Below are 17,960 nucleotides of genomic sequence, written 5' to 3' on the forward strand. Positions count from 1 at the left end.
GCCAGCCTCTCAGCGGTGCACTATTGGCGCATGGCGCTGACAGCTTGGAAGTTCCGTGTGCTGCGCCAGAGACCCTAGTCATGGCGCACCACGTCGAACCCTTCGTCGTCTGACGGTGGGACGAAATGGCTGGTGAAGCGGTCGAACGTCTCGTCACTGACAGTGAATTCGTGTTCGCCGCTGGCATTTCTGTGCCGCAGGCGCGCCTTGCAGATCGCGTCGGGCACATCGAGATAGTGCAGCTGATGCGCGCAGCCGGCGGCCTCGAACAGGGTACGCATCCAGGCGCGGCTGGCGAGCGTATTGGCGGGAAAATCCAGCACGACTGAAACGCCACTCCCCAGCAGGTCAATCAGATGGGGGGCAATGGCGCCCCGCAGCCGCGCCGCGCTGCGGGCATAATCGGCCAGACTGTTCAACTCGCCTGGATAGAGATGGGCAAGCCAGTGATCCTCGCGCACGATGATCGTGTTCGGCGATTGGCCCAGCTGCGTGACAAGCGTTGATTTTCCTGCAGCGATCTTGCCGCACACAAGGTGCAGCACAGCTGTGTTGGCAGACATGATTTCAGACCCTGAAAGGCGCTGGTAGCGCGATGGTGTTCACCCGGACGAACCCGACCCGACGCATCAGGTCGGGCAGCTAATTGGTGCGGTTGTCGCGATGTGAACAGCGGCGGTCATGCCGCGTTGATAGCAATGCAGGGGTTTTTCGTCCAGCCGCAGGTGATCCGTTTGGAAGCGGGGGTGTGTTGGCGGCGGGCGCCGCCCAAACAAAAAGGGCAGCCCTGCGGCTGCCCTTTTCAATTCTGAACTGGTCGAGTGCCTTACTTGGGCGCGAGAACCATCACCATCTGGCGACCTTCGGAACGCGGCTGGCTTTCGACCTTGGCGATCTCTTCGGTCTGCTCACGCACCTTGAGCAGCAATTGCATGCCCAGGTCCTGATGGGCCATTTCGCGGCCACGGAAACGCATGGTCACCTTGACCCGGTCGCCATCGTCGAGAAAGCGCTGAACGGCCTTCATCTTGGTCTCGTAGTCATGCGTGTCGATGTTCGGACGCATCTGGACTTCCTTGACCTCAATCACCTTCTGCTTCTTGCGGGCCTCGGCAGCTTTTTTCTGCGCGGCATACTTGAAACGTCCGAGGTCGAGCATCTTGGCGACCGGCGGATTGGCATTGGGAGAGATCAAAACAAGGTCGAGACCCTGATCCTGGGCTTCCGTGAGCGCCTCGCGGGTGTTGACGATCCCGCGGTTCTCACCTTCAGCGTCGATGAGCTGGACATCGGGGCTGGTGATATCATCGTTGGAGGGCGGCCCATCTTTCTGGGGCGTGACTGGTCTCATTGGACGGCGAATGGCAAATGATCCTTGTGTTATTAAGCCAAGCGGTGAATTCGGGCATAAAATCGTGTCACCGGGCCCATAAGTCAACTGGCAAAGCGGCTGAATTTCTGGCCCACTGGACCTATAGCACGCCGTTACCCGTTCTAGGGTACACCAACGACGAAATAATCTTACTGGTTCCCTAGGAAAGCATTGCCATGTCCGCCCCGCAAACCACCCGCCTCACCGTTGGAACCGGATCGGCGGCCCGAGACATCGCCATCGAGCAGCGCAAGGGCACTGGCCCGGGCCTGTTCTGGCTGGGCGGGTTCCGCTCCGACATGGCGGGCAGCAAGGCCATGGCGCTCGACGCGCTGGGGGCTGAGCGCGGGCTTGAGGTCACCCGTTTTGACTATTCGGGGCATGGCGTGTCGGGTGGCGATTTCGATCACGGCACCATCAGCCGCTGGCTCGAAGAGGCCGTGGCGGTCTATGGCACCACCAATGGCCCCCAGATCATTGTCGGCTCGTCCATGGGCGGCTGGATCGCCCTGCTGCTGGCGCGGACCCTGCTCAAGGCGGGCACGCCGGCTCACGGTCTGGTGCTGATCGCGCCGGCCCCCGACATGACCCATGAACTGATGATGCCCGAATTTACGCTCGAAGAGCATCAGGCCATGCAGGCCAATGGCTTTGTTGATCAGCCCAGCCAGTATTCGGACGAACCCTATCGCATCACCAAGGCGCTGATTGATGATGGCGAGCAGCACTTGCTGTTTGGCAGCGTCATCGAGACCGGCTGTCCGGTGACCATCCTGCAGGGCGGGCAAGACCCCGATGTGCCGCAGTCGCACGCCATCAAGCTGGTGACCCATCTGCTGCATGATCCGGTGACCCTGACACTGATCCCCGATGGCGATCACCGCCTGAGCCGCGAGGCGGATCTGGCGCGGCTCAGGGATGCCGTACTGCGGCAGGTCGAGGCGCAATAGGCGCCTGCGCGCCTGCGGCAGGTCCATGGGCAGTTGATTGTAACGCCCAAATGGCCTAATCGCCCCCTATCGGGAACGAGGGTTGTGCCATGAGCGAACTAGCGGTTTTCAGCGGCAGCGCCCATCCCGAACTTGCCCAGCAAATCTGCGCCCATCTCGGCGTCCCCTTGCAGCCGACCCGGCTCAAGCGCTTTTCCAATGATTGTCTGGAAGTGCAGCTTCAGGCCAATTGCCGCGAGCAGGATGTGTTCATCATCCAGCCGTTCAGCGCGCCGGTGCAGGACAATCTGATGGAGCTGCTGCTCATGCTCGATGCGGCCCGCGGCGCCTCTGCGGCGCGCATCACCGCTGTCATCCCCTATTTTTCCTATGCCCGCTCGGACAAGAAAGACGCGCCGCGCATCTCGCTGGGTGGCCGTCTGGTCGCCGATTTGCTGGCCACGGCGGGCGCCAATCGCGTGCTGACCATGGCGCTGCATTCGCCGCAGGTGCATGGGTTTTTCAGCGTGCCGGTTGACCAGCTGCATGCGCTTGATGAGCTGGCGACCCATTTCCAGGCGTACGATCTCAGCCATGCGGTGGTGGTATCGCCCGATCTGGGCAATGCCAAGAACGCCGCTGCCTTTGCCAAGCGTCTGGGCCTGCCCGTGGCCGCTGCCGCCAAGGAGCGCATTGATGACACCACGGTACGCATCACCACGCTGATCGGCGAGGTGCGCAATCGGGACGTGATCGTGCTGGACGATGAAATTGCCAGTGGCGGCTCGATCCTTGAGCTGCTGCAGCATTTGCGGGCGCATGGCGCGCGCTCGGTGCGCGTGGCCACCACCCATGGCATCTTTGCCGGCACGAGCATCGAAAAGCTGGCCGCCGAGGCCGATATTGTCGAAATCGTCTGCACCAGCACCGTGCCGATCCCGCTCGGCAAGCGTCTGCCCAAGCTGACGGTGCTCTCGGTCGCCCCGGCCTTTGCCGAGGCCATAAGGCGCATCAATAGCGGCGAGTCGGTCAGCGCGCTGTTCTATGCCGAACCCGAGACCCTGCCGGCCACCGGCACGGCGGGCTGAGCGCTAGCGCGTTGCCAGTCTGCTCTTCTGCATGCCGTCCGCATCGAAATTGTCCGGGCTGAGCCAGCGCTCATATTCGGCGCGCAGGGCCGGCCACTCGCTGTCGATGATCGAATACCAGGCGGTGTCGCGGCTCTCGCCCTTGACGATGCGGTCCTGGCGAAAAACCCCTTCAAACTGAAAGCCGAAGCGCAGGGCCGCGGCCTTTGAGGGCTCATTGCGGTTGTTGCACTTCCACTCAAAGCGGCGGTAGCCCAGATCATCAAAGGCGTGGCGCGCAAACAGATAGAATGCCTCGGTCGCTAGGGGGTGCGCGCCATGGGCAGGCCCCAGTAGACGCCGCCAATCTCGATGGAGGCATGATCGGGAAAGATACGCATCCAGGCGTGCTGGCCGACGGCGCGACCGGTGGCTTTGTCGATGATGGCGACATAGCTGTCCGGGCCGGCATTGGCGCTGTCGATCCAGTCCTGCAGCTCAGCAACGCTGGTGGGCGCCTCGCTGAACAGCCAGCGATAGCGCTCGGCCCCACCGGGCAGATGGGCCACCGCAAACAGATCGGCGACATGGCGGCGCTCAATGGGTTCGAGCCGCACAAAGCGGCCTTCGAGCACAATGCGTTGGGGGGCGGATTTGGCTGGGTGCGGCGCGCTCATGAGCGGGTCTCCAGGATCTGGGCCAGACCTTCACGATAGGTCGGATAGAGCAGCTCGATCCCCAGTGCCTTTTTGATGGCGGCGTTGGAGCAGCGTTTGTTGTCGGCATAAAAACTGCGCTGCATCGGCGTCATCTCGGCGGTGTCAAAAGCCTGTTCGGGCAGCGGCTCAACACCCAGCATGTCAGCGGCATGGGCGATCACCTCCTGGGGGGGCGCCGGTTCGTCATCGCTGAGATTGAAGGTGCCGTTGAGCTTTGCTGTGGCGGCCAAGGCGGTAATCCGGCCGATATCGTCGACATGGATCCGGTTGAACACCTGACCGGGTTTGACGATGCGACGCGACTTGCCCTGTTCGAGCTTGTCGAAGGTGGACCGACCCGGCCCGTAAATCCCGGCCAGTCGCAAAATGGTCAGCGGCACGCCCCGTTCGGCGGCGTAGTCGCGCCAGGCCTGTTCGGCAGCCACGCGGCGATCGGAGCGTTCATTGCGCGGCACCAGGGGCGCGGATTCGTCGATCCAGGCGCCGCCGAAATCCCCATAGACGCCAACCGTGGAATAATAGCAGAGCCATTCGAGCCCTGTTGCCGCATCCAGATCGCCCCGATGCTGTCCCAAGGCAGGATCGCCATCAGCGCCGGGGGCAATGGAAAAAATCACATGGGTCGCAGCGCGAAGGGCCGGACCCAGCGTGGCACCGGGTTGTGTGCCATCGAACAGGTGTGGGGTAATGCCATCGGCTTTTAGCCGCTCGGCCTTTTCGACGCTGCGGACAGTGCCGTGGATGCTGACAGTGTGTGCACCGATGCGCAGCGCATTGGCCGCTGCTGCTGACGAAAAGCCATAGCCGAAAAACAGGGCGTTCATGCGATATCCACAGTCCATTCACGGGCCACGTCGGGATTATTCTCGCGCGGCAGATAAGCTTGGCTGAGCGTGTTGGCGCGCTCGGGCGCCAGCCGCCGCAGCGCCCAGATGGCGGCGCCACGCACCAGTTCATTGTCACTTTCAAGGTGCGGCTCGATCAGCGGCACCATGGCACTATCAGCCGAATTACCGATACCGATCAAGACATTGCGCAAGAAGCGATGCAGGCCGATGCGCTTGACCGGCGAGCCGGCGAACAGGGTGCGAAATGCGCTATCGTCAAGCATCACCAGATCGGCCAGGGCGGGGCCGTCCAATTCGTCACGGGCGCGCAATCTGGCTTCACGGCTGATCGAGGCGAACTTGTTCCAGGGACACACTGCCAGGCAGTCATCGCAGCCATAGATGCGATTGCCCATGGGCGCGCGAAACTCCAATGGAATCTGACCCTTATGCTCAACCGAGAGATAGGCCAGGCAGCGCCGGCTATCGAGCTGGAAGGGCGCCGGAAAGGCATTGGTGGGGCAGATATCGAGGCACCGTGTGCACGAGCCGCAGCTTTGCGCATGCGGCTTATCCCCGGGCAGCTCGGCCGAGGTTAGAATGGCCCCCAGAAACAGCCAGGAGCCAAACTCGCGGCTGACCAGCACGGTATGCTTGCCTTGCCAGCCCAGTCCGGCCGCTTCGGCGAGCGGCTTTTCCATCAGGGGAGCGGTATCGACGAACACCTTGACCTCGGCCCCGGAGCGGCGTGCCAGCAGGCCTGCCAGTTCCTTGAGCTTGCCCTTGATGATTTCGTGGTAATCGCGATTGCGCGCATAGACCGATATAGCGCCCCGACCGGGCTGGTCAAGCAGCGCCAGCGGGTCGTTTTGCGGCCCATAATTGATGCCCAGCAGGATCACCGATTTCGCCTCGGGCCAGAGCTGGGTCGGGCTGCCGCGCCGCGTAGCTGTTTCGGCCATCCACTCCATGTCGCCATGCCAGCCGGCATCGAGCGCGGTCTGGAGTTTTTCGGGCAGGTCGGGCCGTGCATCGGCAGGCGCAATGCCAAAGCTCTCAAAGCCAAGGGCGGTGGCGCGGGTCTTGAGCTCGGCGACGATGGCGTCGGGCTGGATCAAAAATCGAGGTCCGCATAACCCTGGTGCGGCGGCATGGCAAGAACCCGGTCATTGAGCAGGGTACGGAAGGCCGGACGGGACTTGATGCGTGAATACCAGTCACGGGTCTCTCCCGCCTTGCCCCAGTCGATATCGCCCAGATAATCGAGCGTTGAGAGATGGGCGGCCAGTGCGAAATCGGCCAGCGTCATGTCATCACCGGTCAGCCAGGAGCGGTTGGCGAACAACCAGTTGAAATAGAGCATGTGCTCATTGAGATTGGCCTTGGCCACACGCAGCACGGCGGGATCCGGGGTGGCGCCGCGATGGTCGCGCTTGACGATCTTTTCCTCAAGCACATAGCGGGTGACTTCGTCATTGAGCTTGGAGATTACCCATTCGATCAGCCGCCACATCTCGGCGCGCACGATGGCATCGTCGGGCATCAGCCCGGCCACGGCGCTGGGTGCGTAGAGCGCCTCAATGGTGTGGATATTGGCCAGCAGGCCGATCACCGACTGATCATTGTCATCGATCAGGATGGGCAGGGTGGCCGCCGGATTGACTTCGAGCAGTTCGGGCGTGCGCAGCCAGGGCTTGATCTCTTCCATATCGAGCGGCACGCCATATTCGGCGCACATCAGTCGGATCAGGCGCGAGGCGGGGTCGAGAGGATGGTGCAGCAGACTGGGCATGGAACGCTCATTTCTTTTTCTGGCCACAACGCGAGGCTGCTTGGCGCTGATTGCGAAGCGCTATAATGCTTGCCTGAACTCGCAGACTATCTGGACAGGATTAGGGGATCAAATGAACGCCGATCAAGGTCTTTTTGTGCCGCTGATCCTGGGAATTCTCGAAGGGCTTACCGAATTCCTTCCTGTCAGTTCGACCGGACACCTGTTGCTGGCGGGACATTTCTTCGGTCTGACCCAGCCAGAGACCTTTGTGGTGCTGATCCAGCTTGGCGCGATCCTGGCGATTGTCACCATCTATTTCGCCAAATTGGGCCTGCTGATCCGCGATGCGCTGACTGGCAAGGCCTATGCCTGGCGGTTTGCCACATCGGTGATCCTGGCCTGTATCCCGGCCATTATCGCGGGGATCCTGCTGCGCGATTTCATTCAGGGCGCGCTGTGGCACTCGCCCATGACGATCTGCGTATCGCTGCTGGCGGGTGGCATCGTGCTGCTGTTTGTCGATCGCATGCCCAAGCGCGAAACCTATGATGACGCCTTTGCCTATCCCTGGCATCTCTCGCTGATCATCGGCCTGTTCCAGATGATCAGCCTGATCCCGGGCGTTTCGCGTTCGGGCTCGACCGTGGTGGGCGCCATGCTGTTTGGTGCGACCAAGCGCAGTGCGGCCGAATTCACCTTTTTCGTCGCCCTGCCCATCATGACCGGCGCATTCGGCTACGACCTCTACAAGAGCCGCGATCTGATCGACGCCAGCATTGCACTCAATGTCGCGGTGGGATTTGCCGCCGCCTTTGTGGTGGGGGCGATCGTGGTGCGCTATCTGCTGAACTTTGTGTCCAGCTATGGCTTTGCGCCGTTCGCCTGGTGGCGCATTGCCGTTGGCGGCGCCGGCATCATCGCATTGCTGACGATGGGCGGCGCCTAGCGCGCTATTTGCGGGTCGGCTTGTAATTGGCCGGGATGGAGAAATAGGTGCGCGGAATTTCGCGATCCTTTTCAACGTCATAGAGCGAGAAAGTCAGCTCTGCCCCGCTGGGCTCCACCAGGCTCCACTGCACCAGATCAAGCGTATCAGTGCCAAAGATCAGCGACACCTGCACGGTGCCGGCAATGGTTTCGTCGATCACCGTGATCGACATATAGCCATCCGACGTGGTGACATCGATCACATTGGCGTCGAGCAGGTTGATGGTATCGCCCAGGAACTGGCGCAGCGGGATCGAGTCCTGCGGATAGGCGTAATAGGTCTCTTCCTTGCGGTTGAGCACATAAAAGCCATTGCCGACCGAGACGATTTCCTCGCGGCTGGGGGGCGCGTAGCGGAAGGCGATCTTGTTGGGGCGTTCGAGAAAGAACGTGCCTTCGGTGCGCCCGCCATTGGTGTCGATCTGCAGGAACCGCCCCACCATGGTGCGGACGGCGGAGTTATGCGCGCCGATATTGGCAATCAGCTGCTGTTCTTGAGGGGTCAGTGCGCGGTCAAGCGCCCAGGCAGAGGTGCTGAGGGCGAAGGCGGCGGAAAGGCCGAGCAGCAAGGCATCGCGGCGAATCATGAAAACTGGTCCCTGGCTAAGTGGTCGTCTCAGGCTAACCTAGAAACCAATTGCGGCAACAGCTGGTTCCACGGCCTGGTGGCGCCGATCAGTATTGATCGCCGCCCACCAGGATTTCACGCTTGCCGGCATGGTTGGCCGGGCTGATGACGCCTTCGCGTTCCATGCGCTCGATCAGCGTGGCCGCCTTGTTGTAGCCAATGGCCAGTCGCCGCTGAACATAGGAGGTCGAGGCCTTCTTGTCGGTCAGCACGATATGGACGGCCTTGTCGTAGAGCTCGTCGCCCGAACCGGCATAGCCATCGCCGCCACCGCCCCCGCTGGCGCCATCGTCCATCTCGCCATCAGCTTCTTCGGTGACCGAATCGAGATAATCCGGCGCGCCCTGGCTCTTGAGGTGGGTGACCACTGCTTCGACTTCGGCATCGGACACAAACGGACCATGCAGACGCTTGGTGCGGCCACCCGAGGCCATATAGAGCATGTCGCCATTGCCCAGCAGCTGTTCGGCGCCCTGCTCACCCAGAATGGTGCGCGAATCGATCTTAGAGGTGACCATGAACGAGATACGCGTGGGGAAGTTGGCCTTGATGGTGCCGGTGATCACGTCCACCGAAGGACGCTGGGTGGCGGTGATGATGTGGATACCGGCGGCACGGGCCATCTGCGCCAGGCGCTGGATGGCGCCTTCAATGTCCTTGCCGGCCACCATCATCAGGTCGGCCATTTCGTCGACTATCACCACGATATAGGGCAGCACTTCGAGCTGGAATTCCTCGGTCTCGAAGATGGCCTCGCCCGTTTCGCGATCAAAGCCGGTCTGCACGGTGCGACTGATGGTCTTGCCTTCCTTGGCCGCTTCGCTGACGCGCTGGTTGAAGCCGTCAATGTTGCGGACGCCGATCTTGCTCATCTTGCGATAGCGATCTTCCATCTCGCGCACGGCCCATTTGAGCGCCACCACCGCTTTTTGCGGATCGGTCACGACCGGGGTCAGCAGATGGGGAATGCCGTCATAAATGCTCAGTTCGAGCATTTTGGGATCGATCATGATCATGCGGCACTGCTCGGGCGTCATCTGGTAGAGCAGGCTGAGAATGAAGGTGTTGATACCCACCGACTTGCCCGAACCGGTGGTGCCGGCGATCAGCAGATGCGGCATGCGCGCCAGATCGGCAATGACGGGTTCGCCGCCAATGGTCTTGCCCAGGCAGATGGGCAGCTTGCCCTTCATTTTCTCGAAGTCGGAGCTGGCCAGCATTTCGCGGAAATAGACGGTTTCGCGGTTGTCGTTGGGCAGCTCGATACCGATGGCATTGCGGCCGGGCACCACCGCCACACGGGCGGAGATGGCGCTCATGGAGCGGGCAATATCATCGGCCAGCGAGATCACGCGGCTCGATTTGATGCCGGGGGCTGGTTCAAGCTCAAACAGCGTCACGACCGGGCCGGGGCGGACATTGATGATGTCGCCCTTGACGCCGAAATCTTCGAGCACGCCTTCAAGCTGACGGGCCATTTCCTCGAGCCGCTCGGGAGCGTGCTCGGGCGAGGGGCCCTTATGCATGGGCTCGGCCAACAGGCTCAGCGGCGGCAGCTCAAAGCCACCGGGTTCATCGAGGAACGAGGTCTGGGCTTCGCGGGCAATGCGGTTGCCCGGCTGCGGGCGCGGGGCTGGCGCGGTAACGCGCGGCTTGGACGGATCGGCCGGATGGAAGCGCGAATCGCCCTGCTGGCGGTGATTGGTGGGCGCCACGGGCACATCGGTGACAAACGGCATGTCGTCCTCGACCTCATCGGGGTAGTCGAGTTCGGTATCGTCATAGCTGGGCCGCGCATTGATGCGGGCGGAAACCTCTGGGGTGACGTGATGAGCCGGTTCGGCGGTGAAGTCCGCCGTAAAGGCAGGCTCGACCGGCGCGTGGATGCGGCGCTGCGTCGGCGCCAGGGCGGGCTCGTGACGCTGGTCAGCAGACCCTTTGCCGTCCAGGCTTGGTTCAACCTCATCTTCACGCCAGCTGGCCGCTTCGGCCGCATGACGCTCGGCGTGGCTCTCGCGGGCCCGGCGATAGGCGGTACGCAGGGAATAGCCCATATGGACCACCGCCCCCAGGGCGATATCAACAATCGGATTGGTCTCGGGCTCGTCGGTCTGCGGTGCGGCCGTATTTGCAGCAGCGCCCCGGGCCGATTTGGCGGGCTTGCGCGGGCCGGTCGGCACCGAGGCACCCAGCCCCATGGCGGTCCAGAACAGGGCCAGTGCGGGCACGGCAATGATGATGGCAAACAGCACGGTGGTGACAGCCTGAGGCTGCGCGCCCGTGACCAGTGCAGCCAGCGTCGTGAACAGCGAGCCAATCAGGCCGCCCAGCCCGGTTGGCAGGGGCCAGCTGGCCGGCATGGCGACAAAGGCCAGCACGCCGGCGCCCAGCAAGGTTGCGCCGATCCAGCCCAGCAGGCGCAGACCCATGCGGGTAGGCATGCGGCGGCGGGCAAAGGTCCAGCCCCACAATGCAGGTGGCACCAGCATGACGAGCGCGGCCAGACCAAACACCTGAAACAGCGTGTCGGCGATCACGGCGCCCGGAAAGCCCAGCCAGTTGGCGGCGGGTTTGGCGGTGGCATAGGTAAAGCTTGGATCATCGACGGACCAGGACGCCAAGGCGGCCAGGCAGATCGCGACCAGTGCCAGAACCAGCAGACCAGCGACGCGCACGGGAATGCGAATCGCCAGCGCCGGTGGCGGCGTGGGCAAGGGCTTGGTCGAGGCGCGGGTGCCACGCTGTGGCACTGAGCGAATTTCGTCGAGTACGGGCGAAGGTGAGCTGGGCATGGGCGTGTCCGAAGTGGCCCGGCACGTTCCGGGCTCAATCAGCGGCCATGCTAGTGGGGTCGGGTTAACCCAAGGCTAACCATCGCCGCGGGCGGGCGAAAACCCCTGTGGGACAACAAAAAGACCCGGCAGTGAGCCGGGTCCGGGATGGTTGAGCGCGGAGTGCAGCCCGTGCTGTTTGCGAGTGGGAAGCCTCTGTGGCGGGCCAAGAGGGACACGAGCCGCACGCCGCGCTCAACCAGTCTCGAGACAGGTCCCGGCGGCAGCGATCCGCCGCCGGGCCTTGCAGGATTAGTTGTTGTAGGCGCGTTCGCCATGGGTGGAGAGATCCAGACCATCGCTTTCGGCCGAATCGGGCACACGCGCGCCGCCAAAGATGGCCTTGACGATCAGCATGGCTACCAGGGCCACCACACCCGACCAGACCACGGCGATCGCCACGGCAGTCAGCTGGATCATGAACTGGCCACCGATCGCGTAATCGGCCGCTTCGCCCAGCGGGTAGCCGCCAAAGGCCGGCGCAGCAACAATGGCAGTGCCCAGGGCACCCACGATACCGCCGACACCATGGATGCCGAAGACGTCCAGGCTATCGTCATATTTGAGCATGGGCTTGAGATTGACCACGGCCCACAGGCAGACCACGCCAGAGACGGCGCCAAGCACGATGGCGCCACCGACACCGGAGAAGCCAGCAGCCGGGGTGATGGCCACCAGACCGGCAACGGCGCCGGATACCGCACCCAGCGCAGAGGCATGACCACGGGTGATCTTTTCACCCAGCGCCCAAGCCAGCGCACCAGCGGCGGGGGCCAGAACGGTATTGATCAGCGCCACGGCAGTCAGCGCATTGGCTTCGAGATTGGAGCCGGCATTAAAGCCGAACCAGCCGAACCACAGCAGGCCGGCACCGACATAGGTGACCATCAGATTGTGCGGGGCCAGCGGCTCTTTCATATAGCCAAGACGCGGGCCAAGCACGATGGCGGCGACCAGGGCGGCGACACCGGAATTGATGTGCACGACGGTGCCACCGGCAAAGTCATAGGCGCCCAGATTGAACAGCAGGCCGGGACCGGCCCAGACCATGTGCGCCATGGGGATGTAGGAGAAGGTGAACCAGATGGCCAGAAAGGCCATCAGTGCGCCAAACTTCATGCGCTCGGCAATGGCACCCACGATCAGGGTCGAAGTGATGCAGGCAAAGGTCAGCTGAAACACGACAAAGACCATTTCGGGCAGCTGGAAGCCAGCCGAGAAGGTGTCGATCGTGGAATCAAGGGTGACCCCGGAGAGGAAGAATTTGGAGAAATCGCCGACAAAGGCGGACAGGCCCCCTTCGGTCGGGCCGGCAAAGGCCAGCGAATAGCCATAGGCCACCCACAAAATGGCGATCATGGAGAAGCCGAGAAACACCTGGGTGAGAACCGACAGGATGTTCTTGGCGCGCACCAGGCCACCATAGAACAGAGCCAGGCCCGGAATGGTCATGACGATCACGACCATGGTCGAGACCAGCATCCAGGCCACATCGCCCTTGTCCACGACCGCAGCCGCTTCAGCGGCGGGCGCGACGGCGTCCTGGGCAAAGGCTGGCAGCGCCAGCAGAAGGGAGGCCAGTGCAGCGCCCCCGAGGATTTTAGACGTCTTCATCTTGGTTTCTCCGATGACGCTTAGAGGGCTGACGCGCCGGTTTCACCGGTGCGAATGCGGGTGACGGCCAGCAGATCGAGAACGAAAATCTTGCCATCGCCAATGCGGCCGGTCTGGGCGCTGTCGCGGATGGTGTTGGACACGTCATCGGCAATGGCGTCGTCGACGCCGATTTCGAGCTTGAGCTTGGGCAGGAAGTGCACGGCGTATTCGGTGCCGCGGTAGATTTCCGAGTGCCCCTTCTGACGGCCATAGCCCTTGACCTCGGTGACGGTCATGCCGTGCACATCGAGGGAGGAAAGAGCCTGACGAACGTCTTCGAGACGGGATGGCTTGATAATGGCGATTACCAGTTTCACGTGTGCCCCCTTTGCAGCTTGGCGCTTGGTCTGGATGGTCCAATAGACTCAAGCGCCGTGCCAACTGGCACGGCGCTTTAAAGCTGAACAACTCCAAGACGTTACAGGCTGGTGGCGTGACGAACCGCAAATGGCAGCAGGATTTTGCCTGCCATTTGTGCAGAAAGCGCAATGACTGTGCATTTTTCAGGCATTGCTTGTCGCAGGGGTGCGGCCCACGGTTTTGCGAGTGGGAAGCCTCTGTGGCGGGCCAAGAGGGTGAGCCGCACGCCTTCGACAAGGAAGGCCGAAGTGGAAGGCCGGGCGGACCCGACCTTCCCAAGGCGTATTACTTGAACTCTGGATAGGCTTCGATGCCGATCTCGGAGAGATCCAGACCCGCATCTTCATCTTCAGCCGATGGGCGCAGGCCCATCGTGGCCTTGAGGATGAACCAGATCACGAAGCTCACCACGAAGACGAAGACACCGACGATGGCGATGGATGCCAGCTGACCACCGATGGTCGCGTCAGAGTTGGTGAAGACCACGGCGATGGTGCCCCAGATACCGGCCAGCAGGTGGACGGGGATAGCACCGACAACGTCGTCGATCTTGAGCTTGTCGAGCATTGGCACAGCCAGCACGACGATCACGCCGCCAACGGCGCCGATCAGCGTTGCAGTCCCCAGACCCGGGGTCAGCGGCTCGGCGGTCACGGCCACAAGGCCAGCCAGCGCACCGTTGATGACAAAGGTCAGATCGAACTTCTTGTAGAGGATACCCGAGAGAACCAGGGCAGCCAGGGCACCACCGACAGCGCCGGCATTGGTGTTGGCCATGATGCGACCGACATCGGCCACGTCACCCACCGAACCCATGGCGAGCTGCGATGCACCGTTAAAGCCGAACCAGCCGAGCCACAGGATGAACATGCCCAGGGTTGCCAGTGGCATGGACGAACCAGGCATGGCGTTGGCGGTGCCGTCAGCATTGTACTTGCCACGACGGGCGCCGAGCAGAATGGCACCGGCCAGAGCGGCCCAGCCACCCACGGAGTGCACAACCGTGGAACCGGCGAAGTCAAGGAAGCCGAACTGGCTGTCCAGGAAACCACCGCCCCACTTCCAGGAGCCAGCGATCGGGTAGATCAGGCCGGTCAGCACAACGGTGAAGACCAGGAAGGGTGCCAGCTTGATGCGCTCAGCCAGCGTGCCCGAAACGATCGAGGCAGCGGTGGCGCAGAACATCACCTGGAAGAAGAAGTCCGAGCTGGTAGCAGCGTAGGAGAAGTCATCAGCGCCATCAGCGGTAATGCCCACAGCCTCGAGCACGGCGATACCGAAGGCGCCGAGATAGCCGCCGGTTTCGTCAGAGCCCATGGCCCAGTTGCCCAGCGGATACATCAGATTGTAGCCGATGAGGTAGTACATCAGGCAGGCTATGCCGAAGAGCGAGATGTTCTTCAGCAGCTGCATCGAGACGTTCTTGGTGCGCACCATGCCCGCTTCGACCATGGCAAAGCCAGCAGCCATGAAGAATACCAGAATGCCGCCCAGCAGCATCAGCAGCGAGTTGAGAATGAAGACGACGTCAGCGGAGACGCCTTCACTGACCGTTTCGACGGCTTCGGCTGCAGCTTCCTGGCCAAGCGCCGGAAGGGTGAGCAGCATGCCCGCCAGGGCAACGCCCCCGAGCAGGCGCCACGGTGTTTTCTGACCTGTCATTGTTCTTGTTCTCCGGAGAATTCGATTAAAGCGCTGACGAACCGGTTTCACCGGTGCGAATGCGCGTTATGGCCAAGAGGTCGAGCACGAAGATCTTGCCGTCGCCGATGCGCCCGGTCTGGGCACTGTCGCGGATCGCGGTGGTGACCGGATCGGCCAGATCGTCGTCAACGGCGATCTCGACTTTGAGCTTTGGCAAGAAGTGCACCGCGTATTCCGTACCGCGGTAGATTTCGGAATGGCCCTTCTGGCGTCCGTAACCTTTGACTTCGGTGACAGTCATGCCGTGGACGTCCAGTGAGTTGAGGGCCTGACGGACCTCCTCAAGACGTGATGGCTTGATGATCGCAACAATCAGCTTCATGTAATCTCCCACAGCGCTGCAATGTCTTTACGACCAACTAGACTCAAGACCCGTGCCAGAATTGCGCCGCAATCGCTAGACGACTGAAATCTTTGCCATAATCTGGATGGATACTGTTTCTGACCGCTGATTAATCAGCGCCAGCGCAAAGCGAATGCACAAAATATTGGCAACTGCGCAAGTTTTGCCCAAAAGCTGCTCAGCTTGGCAGCGTGGCCAGATCGGCGTAGGTGTCTGGCCAAAACTAGGAGGCCGGAATGGGCGATCAGGGTCGTTTTGATGTCATCATCGTGGGCGGCGGGCCGGTGGGTCTGACGCTGGCCCTGGCACTGACCCAATCGGCTCGCGGCATCCGCGTGGCGCTGGTCGACCGGCGCCCGCTGTCAGTGCCGCGCGACAATCGTGCCTCGGCCATTGCCGCCGGCGTGCGGCGCGTGTTTGAGGCGCTGGGGGTGTGGCCGGACATGCTGGCCCAGGCCCAGCCGATCCACTCGATGCGGATTACCGATTCGGGCGAGGGCGACATTTCCCGGCCGCTATTCCTTACCTTTGATGGCGATGTCGCCCCCGGCGAGGCGTTTGCCCATATGGTGCCCAACAAGGTCAGCACCCAGGTGCTGATGGACAAGCTGGGCGATGCCGCCAGCATTATCGCCCCGGCCGAAGTCACCGGTTACAGCACGCAGGGTGATCTGGCCGAACTGGCGCTGGCTGATGGCCAGCTATTGAAGGCGCCGCTGATCGTGGCGGCCGATGGTGGCCAGTCGGCGCTGCGCGGCATGGCAGGCATTGGCGTGACCGGACATGATTATGGTCAGACCGGGCTGGTCACCACCATTGCCCATGATCTGCCCCATGATGGGGTGGCTTATGAACACTTCCGGCCCGCGGGCCCATTTGCCAGCCTGCCGCTGCCCGGCAATCGCTCTTCGCTGGTGTGGACCGAGCGCCACGACGCCGCGCAGCGCTATCTTGATCTCGACAATGATGCGCTGGCCGGCGAAATCGAAGCGGTAATGGGTGCCACGCTGGGCGCGGTGAGCGTTGAGGAAAAGCTGATGGGCTTTCCGCTGCGATTGCAGATCGCCCGTGCCTTCATTGCGCCACGACTGGCACTGGTGGGCGATGCGGCTCATGTGGTGCACCCGATTGCCGGACAGGGGCTCAATCTTGGGCTCAAGGATGTGGCAGCATTGGCCGAAGTGGTGATCGAGGCGGTCCGGCTGGGGCTCGACCACGGCAGCGACGATGTGCTGGAGCGCTATCAGAGCTGGCGTCGGCTCGATACGGCCAGCATGGCGGCGATGACCGACGGGCTGAACCGGCTGTTTTCCAATGATGTGGCGCCGGTACGGGCCCTGCGCGATTTCGGGCTGGGGCTGGTGGATCGGGCCGGGCCGGTCAAGACCGCGCTGATCCGCACGGCCGCAGGGGTATCCAGTGGCGGCCCCAGGCTGATGAGCGGCCTGCCGCTCTAGCCCAGACGGCGCAGCACTGTCAGCGCCTGCTCGCGTCGATCCCACGGCACGAACAGATGATCATGGTGATAGGCAGCCACCACATTGGCGCTGATGCCCACGCCGGTCAGCGCCGTGGCCATGGCCGCCGTCATACCGACAGCCTCAAGCGCCGAATGCACCATCATGGTGATACGGGCCCATTGGCCGGCGCTGTCGAGCCCGGCCGCTTCCAATTGGGTGCAGGTGGCGATGATTGTCATGCCCTCGGCCTCGCGCACCAGCCCAAAGGGCGTGATACCGGCGGGGAGGGTCTGATCGGCCCCCAGCAGTGCATAGCCATATGGATCTGGATCGAGCACCGGATCGAGCCCGGCCAGCAGGCGCGACAGATCGGTTTCACCGCTCATCGCCATCGCCCCCAAGATCGGGCAGGCGGCGCAGCGCTTCGGGATCAACACTGCGCGATTCATCAAGGCTGAGCAGCGGCACGCCCCTGGTAATGGGAAAGGCCAGTCGCGCTGCCACCGAGATCAGCTCGGTGCGATCGGGCGACAGCGTCAGCCGCGTCTTGGTCAGCGGGCACACCAGCATTTCAAGCGTCTTGATGTCGAAGACGTGGCGCGGGTTGGCGGGCGAATTGGCCATCAGTTGAGCGGCGCCGCACCACCGCCGGTGCCGCGCGCCATTTCATATTCGGTCATGGCGATCAGCGTTTCGGCGCGTTGTTCGAGCGTGGGCGCTTCGAGCAGCACCTGTTTGTCGGCCGGGCCATAGGGCCCCACCATGCAACAGAAATTGACCAGATCGGCGGTGCCGGTGCGTTCGATCTCTTCGAAATTGAGCTCGATATTGGCGAATTCGGCATAGTCGCGCATCAGTTTGACGAAGCGCTCGCGATCGACCTCGTCCTCGCCGAAATCGCGGGTGAAGTCGAAGGCATATTCGGCAGCATCGACCACGCCCTGGCGATAGGGGGTCATCACGGTCAGCTCATGGGCCAGCCGGAAGCGGGTGACGCCCTCGAGAATGATGAAGTAGCGCCCTTCCCCACTTTCCTCGAAATGGGTGATCCGCCCCAGGCAACCAATGGCCTGCAGCGGATCGCGCCCGCGCGGGCTTTCCTCGCTGGTGTCTTCGGGCTGGATCAGCCCGATCAGCCGGTCGCCGCGCAGGGCCGCGTCGACCATATCGACATAACGCGGCTCGAACACATTGAGCGGCCGGTGCGAAAAGGGCAGCAGCAGCGCGCCTGAGAGCGGAAAGATCGGCACGGATTTGGGCAGGTCAGCCGGAGAGGCTGGTCGCTTGAGCATGGAGCCTCCTT

The 17,960-nt window shown here is 62.4% G+C and carries 18 protein-coding genes and 1 pseudogene; 4 read left to right on the top strand and 15 right to left on the bottom strand.

What is annotated here, in order from left to right; translation table 11 throughout:
• Positions 1–74 precede the first annotated feature (74 nt).
• Complete coding sequence (locus tag AC0L37_RS18000; RefSeq protein ID WP_282222435.1) at positions 75–563, bottom strand: P-loop nucleotide/nucleoside kinase family protein; 489 nt, start codon at positions 561–563, stop codon at positions 75–77.
• A gap of 263 nt (positions 564–826) precedes the next feature.
• The gene (infC, locus tag AC0L37_RS18005; protein WP_212660255.1) at positions 827–1,363 is read right to left on the bottom strand and encodes a translation initiation factor IF-3; all 537 of its coding nucleotides are present in this window, start codon (positions 1,361–1,363) and stop codon (positions 827–829) included.
• A gap of 185 nt (positions 1,364–1,548) precedes the next feature.
• Here infC and AC0L37_RS18010 point away from each other — a divergent pair, with 185 nt between their 5' ends.
• Together AC0L37_RS18010 and AC0L37_RS18015 are read left to right on the top strand one after the other, a co-directional pair.
• Positions 1,549–2,322 carry an alpha/beta hydrolase gene (locus AC0L37_RS18010; RefSeq protein ID WP_282222434.1) on the top strand — a complete coding sequence of 258 codons (774 nt, stop codon included), beginning with the start codon at positions 1,549–1,551 and terminating at the stop codon, positions 2,320–2,322.
• Between the two features lie 89 nt (positions 2,323–2,411).
• Positions 2,412–3,389: a ribose-phosphate diphosphokinase gene (locus tag AC0L37_RS18015; protein WP_212660158.1), complete on the top strand. Its 978-nt coding sequence runs from the start codon at positions 2,412–2,414 to the stop codon at positions 3,387–3,389.
• A gap of 3 nt (positions 3,390–3,392) precedes the next feature.
• On the opposite strand, the pseudogene AC0L37_RS18020 reads toward AC0L37_RS18015, so the two are convergent.
• From AC0L37_RS18020 to AC0L37_RS18035, 4 genes and pseudogenes are all read right to left on the bottom strand, one after another.
• A pseudogene (locus AC0L37_RS18020) lies at positions 3,393–4,045 on the bottom strand (GNAT family N-acetyltransferase).
• Complete coding sequence (locus AC0L37_RS18025) at positions 4,042–4,911, bottom strand: SDR family oxidoreductase (protein ID WP_473313646.1); 870 nt, start codon at positions 4,909–4,911, stop codon at positions 4,042–4,044. Before AC0L37_RS18025 ends, AC0L37_RS18020 begins: the two are co-directional and overlap by 4 nt.
• Entirely contained in the window at positions 4,908–6,032 is a 1,125-nt protein-coding gene (gene queG / locus AC0L37_RS18030) for a tRNA epoxyqueuosine(34) reductase QueG (RefSeq protein ID WP_282222433.1), read from the bottom strand. The genes AC0L37_RS18025 and queG overlap by 4 nt, the downstream gene beginning before the upstream one ends.
• Positions 6,029–6,706 carry a glutathione S-transferase family protein gene (locus AC0L37_RS18035; RefSeq protein WP_212660154.1) on the bottom strand — a complete coding sequence of 226 codons (678 nt, stop codon included), beginning with the start codon at positions 6,704–6,706 and terminating at the stop codon, positions 6,029–6,031. The genes queG and AC0L37_RS18035 overlap by 4 nt, the downstream gene beginning before the upstream one ends.
• A gap of 112 nt (positions 6,707–6,818) precedes the next feature.
• On the opposite strand from AC0L37_RS18035, the gene AC0L37_RS18040 reads away from it, so the two are divergent.
• Positions 6,819–7,634, top strand: a complete 816-nt coding sequence (locus AC0L37_RS18040; protein WP_269371844.1) for an undecaprenyl-diphosphate phosphatase — start codon at positions 6,819–6,821, stop codon at positions 7,632–7,634.
• A gap of 4 nt (positions 7,635–7,638) precedes the next feature.
• Here the strand turns inward: AC0L37_RS18040 and AC0L37_RS18045 are convergent, their stop codons facing one another.
• From AC0L37_RS18045 to AC0L37_RS18070, 6 genes are all read right to left on the bottom strand, one after another.
• On the bottom strand, positions 7,639–8,262 hold the full coding sequence (locus AC0L37_RS18045; protein WP_282222432.1) for a LolA family protein: 624 nt from the start codon (positions 8,260–8,262) through the stop codon (positions 7,639–7,641).
• 88 nt (positions 8,263–8,350) lie between these two features.
• Positions 8,351–11,095, bottom strand: coding sequence for a DNA translocase FtsK (locus tag AC0L37_RS18050; RefSeq protein ID WP_282222431.1), 2,745 nt, complete (start codon positions 11,093–11,095; stop codon positions 8,351–8,353).
• A gap of 291 nt (positions 11,096–11,386) precedes the next feature.
• Positions 11,387–12,748 (bottom strand): ammonium transporter, encoded by a 1,362-nt coding sequence (locus tag AC0L37_RS18055; RefSeq protein WP_212660150.1) that lies wholly within the window; start codon positions 12,746–12,748, stop codon positions 11,387–11,389.
• A gap of 20 nt (positions 12,749–12,768) precedes the next feature.
• A complete protein-coding gene (locus tag AC0L37_RS18060; RefSeq protein WP_212660149.1) occupies positions 12,769–13,107 on the bottom strand; it encodes a P-II family nitrogen regulator in 339 nt (112 codons plus the stop codon).
• Positions 13,108–13,435: 328 nt separating this feature from the next.
• Positions 13,436–14,812: an ammonium transporter family protein gene (locus AC0L37_RS18065; RefSeq protein ID WP_269371848.1), complete on the bottom strand. Its 1,377-nt coding sequence runs from the start codon at positions 14,810–14,812 to the stop codon at positions 13,436–13,438.
• Between the two features lie 25 nt (positions 14,813–14,837).
• Positions 14,838–15,176, bottom strand: a complete 339-nt coding sequence (locus AC0L37_RS18070; protein ID WP_212660147.1) for a P-II family nitrogen regulator — start codon at positions 15,174–15,176, stop codon at positions 14,838–14,840.
• 257 nt (positions 15,177–15,433) lie between these two features.
• Here AC0L37_RS18070 and AC0L37_RS18075 point away from each other — a divergent pair, with 257 nt between their 5' ends.
• On the top strand, positions 15,434–16,654 hold the full coding sequence (locus AC0L37_RS18075; RefSeq protein WP_282222430.1) for an FAD-dependent oxidoreductase: 1,221 nt from the start codon (positions 15,434–15,436) through the stop codon (positions 16,652–16,654).
• Here the strand turns inward: AC0L37_RS18075 and AC0L37_RS18080 are convergent.
• The 3 genes from AC0L37_RS18080 to AC0L37_RS18090 are packed head-to-tail and all read right to left on the bottom strand — an operon-like array spanning position 16,651 to position 17,949.
• Positions 16,651–17,043, bottom strand: coding sequence for an ACT domain-containing protein (locus tag AC0L37_RS18080; RefSeq protein ID WP_282222429.1), 393 nt, complete (start codon positions 17,041–17,043; stop codon positions 16,651–16,653). The two genes, AC0L37_RS18075 and AC0L37_RS18080, sit on opposite strands and share 4 nt — an antisense overlap.
• The gene (locus tag AC0L37_RS18085) at positions 17,033–17,281 is read right to left on the bottom strand and encodes a Trm112 family protein (protein WP_212660144.1); all 249 of its coding nucleotides are present in this window, start codon (positions 17,279–17,281) and stop codon (positions 17,033–17,035) included. Before AC0L37_RS18085 ends, AC0L37_RS18080 begins: the two co-directional genes overlap by 11 nt.
• Positions 17,281–17,949 carry an LON peptidase substrate-binding domain-containing protein gene (locus AC0L37_RS18090; protein WP_282222428.1) on the bottom strand — a complete coding sequence of 223 codons (669 nt, stop codon included), beginning with the start codon at positions 17,947–17,949 and terminating at the stop codon, positions 17,281–17,283. Before AC0L37_RS18090 ends, AC0L37_RS18085 begins: the two co-directional genes overlap by 1 nt.
• Positions 17,950–17,960: the final 11 nt, after the last annotated feature.

It is taken from the genome of Devosia sp. J2-20, assembly GCF_055808475.1.